The sequence below is a fragment of the Lysinibacillus sp. NPDC096212 genome, assembly GCF_044763105.1.
In the GTDB taxonomy this organism is placed as follows: Bacteria; Bacillota; Bacilli; order Bacillales_A; family Planococcaceae; genus Lysinibacillus.
The window spans coordinates 1-9816 of sequence record NZ_JBIWFQ010000056.1; the positions used below are offsets into that span (position 1 = coordinate 1).

The 9816-nt window shown below is 35.8% G+C and carries 4 protein-coding genes, 1 rRNA gene and 2 pseudogenes; 3 read left to right on the forward strand and 4 right to left on the reverse strand.

The window, feature by feature from the left end:
• Positions 1 to 90: ribosomal RNA gene (gene rrf / locus ACIQ7T_RS27600) — 5S ribosomal RNA — on the forward strand; the annotation flags it as partial.
• 1040 nt (positions 91 to 1130) lie between these two features.
• On the opposite strand, the pseudogene ACIQ7T_RS27605 reads toward rrf, so the two are convergent.
• A pseudogene (locus ACIQ7T_RS27605) lies at positions 1131 to 1388 on the reverse strand (IS3 family transposase); the annotation flags it as partial.
• 233 nt (positions 1389 to 1621) lie between these two features.
• Between ACIQ7T_RS27605 and ACIQ7T_RS27610 the strand changes: the two are divergent.
• Complete coding sequence (locus ACIQ7T_RS27610) at positions 1622 to 2824, forward strand: alpha/beta hydrolase (RefSeq protein ID WP_402875248.1); 1203 nt, start codon at positions 1622 to 1624, stop codon at positions 2822 to 2824.
• A gap of 514 nt (positions 2825 to 3338) precedes the next feature.
• Here ACIQ7T_RS27610 and ACIQ7T_RS27615 read toward each other — a convergent pair.
• The 3 genes and pseudogenes from ACIQ7T_RS27615 to helD form a co-directional block, all read right to left on the reverse strand.
• Positions 3339 to 4526 carry a C39 family peptidase gene (locus ACIQ7T_RS27615; RefSeq protein WP_402875251.1) on the reverse strand — a complete coding sequence of 396 codons (1188 nt, stop codon included), beginning with the start codon at positions 4524 to 4526 and terminating at the stop codon, positions 3339 to 3341.
• 1019 nt (positions 4527 to 5545) lie between these two features.
• Positions 5546 to 5714: pseudogene (locus ACIQ7T_RS27620) on the reverse strand (heteromeric transposase endonuclease subunit TnsA); the annotation flags it as partial.
• Between the two features lie 685 nt (positions 5715 to 6399).
• Positions 6400 to 8637, reverse strand: a complete 2238-nt coding sequence (helD, locus tag ACIQ7T_RS27625; RefSeq protein ID WP_402875254.1) for an RNA polymerase recycling motor HelD — start codon at positions 8635 to 8637, stop codon at positions 6400 to 6402.
• Positions 8638 to 8809: 172 nt separating this feature from the next.
• Between helD and ACIQ7T_RS27630 the strand changes: the two genes are divergently transcribed.
• The gene (locus tag ACIQ7T_RS27630; protein ID WP_402875256.1) at positions 8810 to 9529 is read left to right on the forward strand and encodes a glycerophosphodiester phosphodiesterase; all 720 of its coding nucleotides are present in this window, start codon (positions 8810 to 8812) and stop codon (positions 9527 to 9529) included.
• The last annotated feature ends 287 nt before the right edge of the window (positions 9530 to 9816 follow it).

Below are 9816 nucleotides of genomic sequence, written 5' to 3' on the forward strand. Positions count from 1 at the left end.
ACCCGTTCCCATACCGAACACGGAAGTTAAGCTCTTTAGCGCCGATGGTAGTTGGGGGCTTCCCCCTGTGAGAGTAGGACGTCGCTAGGCACTTAGAAAAGTCGAGGATTTATTCCTCGGCTTTTTTTTCTGTGAAAATAAATAACCCCTTGGCCTATGAATATTCTAAAAATAGATAGAGAATCGGTATGGAGTTTTAAAAGCCAACGGAAAAGCAAAGGTATCTGTTGTTTAGGGCAATTTCGATTAAATCTTTTTTGGTTAGATTAAATTATTCGCGATTCTTTGTATGGGTATAGCATGAATTAAATAAATCCAAAGCATTCGATGTGATAGCGCAACGAATGCTTTTTTCTTGCCTCTTCTAGTTGCGATTGTCCTGTGCTTTTCTAATGCATGTTTTTGATTCCAAGATTGATGAATAAGGAAACGTTGATATTCCGTGAGTATTTCGAATAACGAATCGGTAATCATCTGTTTTTTAGACATCATTCTTCCATGTCCATATCCATTTTATTAGCGAATATTCAACTGCTGGGACAAAGCTCGCTTTTCAATTAATCCATGGCGCAGTAGTTTCGTAATCCATTTCGCATGAGAAACATCTGTTTTCCTTAAAGAGGTAGTCTTAAGTGAACAGCACTCAATCCAATCTCAAAAAATAAAGTTGAAAATAATAATCATAACAATCCAAAGAAGCTTTTATCAAAACATGTTCAAAAGTAAGCAAAGATTGATTTGCATATTTCCCCAGAAAGTTTTACCCTTCAATAGCAGCAACCATTAAGAAAAGATTTCCGATAAAAGGATGTCCTTTTTTGCTTTTTATAATTTTATATAAAGAGTTAAAAATGATTCTTGATGATTCGACTGTTGCAAGTAATACAGAGTAGTACTAGCATTAACTCTAGGGTTATGCCATACACAAAATCCAAATAGTGCTAGCTTCTATAGGTGGTAAGATGAATGCTGGTTTATTCGCTGAAATAGAGGAACTCTGTCTAAGAACGCCACGTCCTGTGGTAATGATTGAGTGACCAACATCATGTTGTTGCTGTCGCTTCGCTTTCGCAAAGACAAAAACACGTTGCTGACAAGCTGTGGTGTGTCAACACTAAACTGGACAAAGATTATAAGGGCTGTTGCTTGAATTCCACTGGTGTTAAATAGCTTAGAGTTCCGTGAATACGAATATTGTTGATCCAATGAACATAATCATCAAGTTCAAGAGCGAGCTGTTCAAGAGAAGTGAAATGAGCTCCATTAGCGAATTCCGTTTTAAATACTTTAAACATCGCTTCAGCCACGGCATTATCATAAGGACATCCTTTCATACTCAATGAACGCTGGATATCGAATATTTCAAGTGCCTCACAAATAAGCTTGTTAAGTGAACTGGAATTAGTTTTTTATGATATTGGTTTGGATTATAAAAAGACAACACCATTGCAAAAGCTGTGGGCTGTTTGAATGAAGTAAAGGATGAGGATCAATGACTCACACAACGATTTTGTAGGGGTTTCATCAATAAATTAGGGTCAAAGTCTTTTGGTAAAGCTAAGTATTTTTTGATACTTTCATAAGTTAAGATATTTGATTGATTATGGAGGGGTTTAGAAAAATGAAACAGGAACAACAAAAACATCCAACCCCATGGCGTCCTAGGGGTTTTATTCAGTTACTAACAATCATTGCAGTAATTGCATTTTTTTTCATTAGCATTATGACATACTATATTTGGAATCCAGGCGGTTTTCCTAATATAATGAGTGCCCTTGGAGCAGGTGCATTGATAATACCTACGCTTCTATTAAGTATAACTGTTGTGATCATAATTTTATTAGTATTAGCTGTCTGGAGGAAAGCTTTAATAGCTCGGACAATTTTGATTCCTCTAGTTTTATTATTAAGTTTTTTAACTGTAGAGCCAATTATTGAAATGTTACATTACGCTAAAAACGAGAGTGTTTCCGTTTCGCTTCGTTCTCATTTTTTCGGTAAGACAGAAATCACATCAAAATTCACACAGGACGTTGTATACATGACAACCTCTGATGGTGTGGAATTAAAGCTTGATGTGTGGCCAGCCAATGAAGACTCAAAAAAACCACTTCATCCTGCTATTGTACAAGTGCATGGAGGTGGATGGGTTGAGGGGGATAAAAATAGAGCACCTCATTGGAATCAATGGTTAAGTGAATTAGGATATACTGTGTTTGATATACAATATCGTATGCCACCTCATGCAGGATGGAAAGATGAAGTAGCTGATGTAAAATCAGCAATAGGATGGGTGGCAGAACATGCGGATGCTTACAAAATTGATCCTGAAAAAATAAACGTAATGGGACGGTCAGCAGGTGGAAATCTGGCTATGTTAGCTGCCTATAGTATGGGGGATACAAAATTGCCTCCTTCAACAAATGTACCGTCAGTAACTATTAACTCTGTGATTAATATATACGGTCCGTCTGATATGGAGAAAGTTTATAAGAATAGTCCAAGTCCTGACTATGTGCAAGATGTTATGAAGAAATATATTGGAGGTACACCTTCACAATTCCCTGATCGTTATAAAATACTTTCTCCGATCAGTTATATTCAAAGCAAGACACCTCCTACTATTACACTTTTAGGAACGAGTGACCGAATTTTTCTAGAAGAACAGGCTGAAATTTTGGACAGGAAGCTAATAGAAAATAACGTTCCCCATGAACTTTATCTTATTCCAAAAGTCGATCATGCTTTTGATGCAGTATCAAATAGTTTGAGCACTCAATTTACTTATGAAAAAGTAAAGGCTTTTCTTCAAAAGCATAATTAGTAAACATAAGTATTTTTAGGGGAAATACGATCTTCTTTAGTGGGGGAACGTCGTTTTTCTTTTTCATAGAAAAGTATATGGACAAGAACTTCCGGACAGTTTATTTTTTTGACAGAGATTGTCTGGACATTCTTGTCCTTTTTATACAAAGTCTAAAAGTTCTTGTCTTTATTTTTGGACAAGAACCTTTAGACAAATTACTAAAGATTACTTATCTAATACCATTTTGAGTGTCCAGAAGTTCTTGTCCACGTACCAAAGAGATCAGAGTCTAAACTTTGAAGACACAAAAGTTTTAATTTTCCTTTGAAGTTAAACTGAGGTGATTCGGGTGTAGCTTTATAAAAAATTTGATAATTTATGTGCCGAAAACCCTGATATGCCCCAGAAATCTATTTTTATAAAAAAGATTGATTTAAACGATAAAAACTTGCTCCTTTAGACATAAAAACACCCCTTTAGATAACTAAAATCTAAAGGGGTAAAATGGTATGACTTTATTTCAATCTACATTTTATTTCAATGCCATATAAGTATATCCTGCCTTGCTTTCAAACATTAAAGAAGCTTTAACTCTTGTAGATGAACTTGAACTACCATCAGGATTTAAATAACTAATATCTCCATTACTGTAATAACCATTAATCACTGTCCAATGATAAGGATCTTCAGAACTTAGGTATGTTAACATCGCTAAAGGATACTTTTTGTCAATAGCGTTGGCTACATTTGCATAAGTTGGCGGTTCTACACCACTAGCATGACCTCTTGATTTCCCTACCCATAAATTTTTATCTAAATTTAAATGTGTTTGAAGACCATTATGGAGCGAATACTGGTTTGTTCCTATGAAGGAAGAGTTCATCATATAATATAACTGGTTAATTAAACTTGCATTGCCACCATAATAAGAAGAAGCTCTTACATTATAACCTAAACTTTTATAATAATTAGTAATCATTGCGCCAGCAGTTGGTCCACACGAACTATTCGGATTCACAACGCCAGACATTCTTTGATAAAGTCTAACTACTGGTAAAGGTTCATCTGAAGATAATGTAGAAAATGCGTTTTCCTCTAAGCCAACCAATTCTACTTTTTCCACATCACTGCCATTATACATATTTTCAACTTTTTCTTGTTGAATTGAAGCTGAATAAATATCCACTCCAAATGTTAGACTCTCTATATGTTGTATATAATCCTCATCAACTTCCCCTTGTTTGTTCAAAGTATCAATAGCTTGGTCTTTTAATTTTTCAAATTCCTGGCTTAATTGAGATGAATTAGAGGCAAAAATTAATTCACCTAGTGGTTCATAATATGCTTTCATATCTAAATTTTCTTTGATGCTCTCACCATAACGACTATCGATTCCATTTTCAAAATTCCCTGATTCTAGCAATGTCCCTAATTCTTCTTTAGCTGAAACAATTGCGAAGCCTGTTAACTCTCCTTTATTCATAATGTGATAATAATACGCAATAACACTATCATCTGAGTGATACAATTCTCGGATAAATGATAATTCAATTTCAGGTGATTCTTCATAAATAGTTACCAATTCATTTTTGGCTTGTCTTTCCAATTCTGGATTAACTATAACATTCTCACTTGCTGACGCTTCACTAATACCAAAACTACAGAAACTCATGAAACTCATGAAACTCATGAAACTCATTAAAAGGACAAATTTCTTCATATTCCACCTCTTTTTTCAGATTAGATAACGTCATTTATCACCTATATTTTACATTTTTTATATTTTTTGTGAATAGTTAAAAGGTGCTGATTGATTATAATATTATTTACTCATATTTTTTTAAAAAAAGACAATTATAAATTTATACACTATAATAGTGAATATATTCTCTTTTATTCGGTTATTTCATCCTTTTTCTTATTATTGTGTAATGCAAAATTAAAATACAGAGTTTTGCAATGAGTTCGATCGAAAATTGCAAGCTAAAAGTACATAGACATTTAGACCCAGATTTGACATGGAGTGGTGCGCATAGTAGCCTCTCGTTGGCAGAGCCAGTGTATTGATACAACTGGCTTCTTGGCTCTAGGAGTATGCGCACAGAGGCTCTATGTCAAATCGTTTTGGCCCTATGTAAATACCATTTCAAAACTCTGCACAAAATCTTTGCAATTCACTGCACTATTTTTTTGTAAAATACAATTATAGTAAATTAATTAAATCTATGAGGTGAGTAATTATGAAAAAAGTAGTTTTTCCATTAACAGTCGTATTTACTTTTATTCTTACAGTTGTAGCTATGATATTGACAAAAAAGTATAGTCTTAATTTTAAAGAAAGTGTAGATCCAGGAGGAAATGGAAATGCTGCCTTATTTTTTATTTTTATCTTTTCTCCATTCATTTTGTACTTCTTTATATCTATGACTATTATTTTTAATAGTATTTATATGAAATCTGGTATCAATAAGTATTTATTCAGATATTCATCTATATTTTTATTTTTTATTTTTTATTTTATTAACTGTTACAGTCGTTAGAATTTTAAATTTCCATAGTAATATAAAAGATAATTATGATTACGAATTAAATTACCTAAACACTTTTTCAAATCATTTATTTTTTAATTGGTATACATTGCTCTTAATATTATGTTTATCTGCTATTATTTCAACTTTTTATAAAAAAAAGCCTAGAATATAATATACACTTCAATTATTCATGTATCTCATTACTTAATAGAAATTCAAGCTGCCTATTCGTTTTAATACCTTTTAGACGTGTGGACTTACCTGACGATGATACATCTTGGATTTTTAGCCAAGGTTTATACTCCGAACCCAATACCAGTGCCTCGACCTTCTTTAATCCATTTCTTAGCTTGCGATGTTCTCGCTCTTTTAGACATAAAAACACCCATTTAGACCAATAATCTAAAGGGGTGTTTCGTCGCAACTTTATTTCAATTCTACATCAGGTATCACTCCATCATGTTTTTGTATTTAAGCAAGGATGTTCAGTTTGGATTTTTGTGTCTATAGAAACAAAAAGTTTTAGACTCTGATGTCCAAATAGAAGACACGAAAGTCTAAACTATATCATTAAGAATGTTGATATTATTGAATTTATTTAGTATAGACTTTGCTTCCTTTTACAAGAAAAGTGTAGACAAAATGCGTCTGCTCTTTTTTATGTTTATTCGGCGGTAGGCGATGGGTCATGAACGTATCGATATATTGGGTTAACTATTCTTTTTATCATAAATTTGTAACTATCTTCATATAGTATTAGTAAGCCTATGAAAGGAGTCGTTATCATGCGCATGCCGGCACTACCTAAAAAGAAGTCTCCTCAAAGGGAAGCACCAAGGTCATGGTGGAAAGTTGTAAAAGCGTACTTATCCAGAGGGAGGTTTTACCGTTTACCACCTCGGAATCGATAAATAAGATTTAAATGTTCGATGAAAAAAAGTCGCTTTAATAGCGACTTTTTTATCTTCTTTCAGCTGGGTTTTGATTGTAGCGACAGCTACAAATGTTTTCTGTAGCGAAAGAGAAGCGGCAGCTACAATTACACCAAGGCGAAAATATTTATTATATTTGTTCATTTTCTAATAGAAATGTATTTTTTGTTGGGCCGATTAAATAAAGCTCATGCATGGCTCGAGTGAGTGCCACATAAAGTAGCTTGCGATCAACCTTCGTATCGTAGAAAGGTGTATCGAAGGCAGCTACGATCACAGCGTCAAATTCAAGGCCCTTTGCTAAATGACTCGGAACAACGAGCAATAATTCCTGATTGATGGACTCATTTTCAGTTAGGAGCTGCGAAGCAATATTTTTGTCCTTTAATGCTTGCTGCATTATTTTTGCCTCAGCAGTCGTTTTGCAAATTAAAGCAACGGAATGGTGTCCATTGCCTCGAATGGCTTCAAAAATTTCTTTAATTTGCAGGGCATCAAATGATTGAGCTTGTATATAGGTAGGGGCATTGCCATGACGCACTACTGGCTCTACTAATGGAAGCTGTTCATCCATTTGTGCTAAGACTTTATTCGCAACATCCATAATTTCAATGGTTGTTCGATAGCTTTTTTGCAGTGTTCTAAAGCTTGCTCGAGGAAATAGATTTTGGACAGGTTCCCAGGCAGTAAGGGAACGATAGCTGTGAATTCCTTGTGCTAAATCACCGACCATTGTAAACATATCTGTTTCAAGCCCAGTCTTTAAAGCAGCAAGCTGAAATAAACTATAGTCCTGTACTTCATCGATGAAAACGACTCGCATTTTCCATTCATCTGGAATGCCCTTTATACGAGCTTGTAAATAATAAAGTGCAGCTAAATCTTCAAGCACCCATTGTTCTTTAGCATGTGCTTGTAAAAATTGCTGTTGCTCAAGATAATGCCATTCTGGAGCAAGTTCTGCTAAAAGCTCAGCATTTGTTAGAAGAGAACGATAGAGAGTCTTGATGTTATGTTTAGAAAAGCGTCGCATATAAACAGTTGCGGTTGACTTTGCCTCTTTTTCAATAGCAGGAATGCGTTCATCACGTTCATCAATAAACTTCGTGACTACACGACGTCGTTTGTCATCATCACGAAATCCATCAAGTGCTCTGCCAAGTGCTTCATCATATTTTTTATGAAGTGTATTTAAAATAGCCTGTTTCTTTTGACGGACATGGCTTGCAAGTACTTTTTTAATATGTGCAAGTCGTTTTTCAATCGGCATATAAGAAAATTCATATAAAAATAGCTTCTTTAAATGAGAGGCACGCATAATGCAATATTTTTCAATGTAAACATCCTCAAATTGGTTGGCGATTTCCTGCTCGATTTTTTGAACATATCGTTCTATTACATCACGGTAATAAAGTGAGCCCTTCATTTCGGATATCCAAGAAGCTGCTTGTTGGGGTTCTCCTGCAACAAGAGATTCTAACTGCTCATTTGGGTTTTGAAGTTTCAATTTTAGCTTCGTCGCAGCTAGAACGTAATCGGTAAAGGTTGTTTGGCAAATTTTATCGACACCAAGCTCTGGTAAAACATCACCAATATAATCGATAAATAACTTATTCGGTGCTAAAATCATAAGCTGCTCAGGATTAAAATGCTCGCCCATCGTGTAGAGGAAGTAAGATATTCGGTGTAGGGCAATTGTTGTTTTTCCACTACCAGCAGCACCTTGTACGATAATCGGCTGACGAAGATGTGCTCGTATAATTTCATTTTGCTCCTTTTGAATAGTGGAGACGATTTCAGTCAAACGCACATCTGCTTTTCCAGCTAACGCTTCTTGCAGTAATTCATCGTTTGTTGTTAAATCAATATCCCGTAAATCGAGCAGTTCACCACCATTAATTTTATATTGGCGTTTGGCAAATAGATGTCCCTTATGGATTTCTCCACGAACATCATATTCCATATCCCCAAGGCGACCATCATAATAGACGTTTGCTACCGGTGAACGCCAATCGACTATTATAGGCTCATGGGTTTCTCGATGAAACAAAGACGTTTTTCCGATATAAAGAAATTCTTCAGGATCACCTGTCTTTTGAAAATGAATTCGGGCAAAGTATGGCTTTTTTCGAATAGCCTCTAAGCCTTCCTTTTGGTTTCGGGCCATTTCAAAGAAACGAGCATTTGCTAAGATATTATTATAGCCCAAACTTGAATCTAAATAATCAAGATCTGCCATCGACTTACGAATATTCTCCTGAGCAGATTGCAAACCTCTTTGTGATTCATTTAAAATTTGCTGCATGTAATTTTTAGTGTAAGCTAGCCGCTCCACTTCAGCCTGAAAATCTGGATGTTGTGCAGTCATTTTTTAGCACCTCCTAAGTACTTGCATTTTCAAGTAGATTCTCATACTACTATATATAATATTTACCATCAAGTGAAATTGTAATAGGCTTATTAAGGGAGAAGGAAAATCGAAATTTAATGGCCCGCCTGTTAACGAGTTGAGAGGTGGGCGAAATAGGAGGTTATCGAATTTGAATATTTTTGCCCATAGAGGCGTTTCGGCACATTACCCAGAAAACACTATGGCTGCTTTTATGGCCGCATCAAAGCTTCCGATTACAGGGATTGAACTAGATGTTCATTTAACAGCGGATAGGGAGTTAGTCGTTATTCATGATGAAACAATCGATCGTACATCTAATGGCTCTGGCTACGTAAAGGATTACACGCTACAAGAGCTCCGTGCATTTGATTATGGTTCATGGTTTTCTTCTAAATTTGAAGAGGAGAGAATCCCAACTCTAGGAGACGTTTTAGAGCTATTTGCAGGCACTAATCATCGTATTAATATTGAGCTCAAAACCGATATATTTCCATATAACGGGATAGAAGCACTTGTTATTAAGGAGGTAGCTGCATTTCAAATGACAGAGAGAGTAATTATTTCCTCCTTCAATCATGAATCTATTCAAATCGTAGCACAAAGAGCACCCTATATTGAAAAAGCAGCGCTGTTTGCCGAAATTTTAGTTGATTTTAACGGCTACGCAGCGCAAATCCCAGCAGATGCTATACATGTCAGCCTACCTACAGCATTTCGGAGATCCATTCAAGAAGCTCTTAATGAAGGGGCAACTGTCCGTGTCTATACAGTTAATGATGTCGAGCAAGCAAAGCAATTACAGCAGCTCGGTGTACAGGCAATATTTACAGACGACCCGGAAAAGATAGTAGCAGGATTGACGGATTAGTTGGGCTGAATGGCCAGGGTTTGGGGATAGAAGCGGTAATACGGTCAGAGTGACTGATTGAAAGAGCCAAGGTGACGGATAGAAATGAGAGCGACGGAAGGAAGAGGCGAAGTGACGGCTAGGATTCAGAGTGACGGAAAGAAAAGCTGAAGTGACGGAAAGAATGGTCAAAGCGACGGAAAGAATCATTAGAGCGACGGAAAGAAAAGCCGAAGCGACGGATAGGAATCAGAGCGACGGAAAGAAGAGCTGAAGTGACGGAAGGAATCATCAGAGCGACGGAAAGA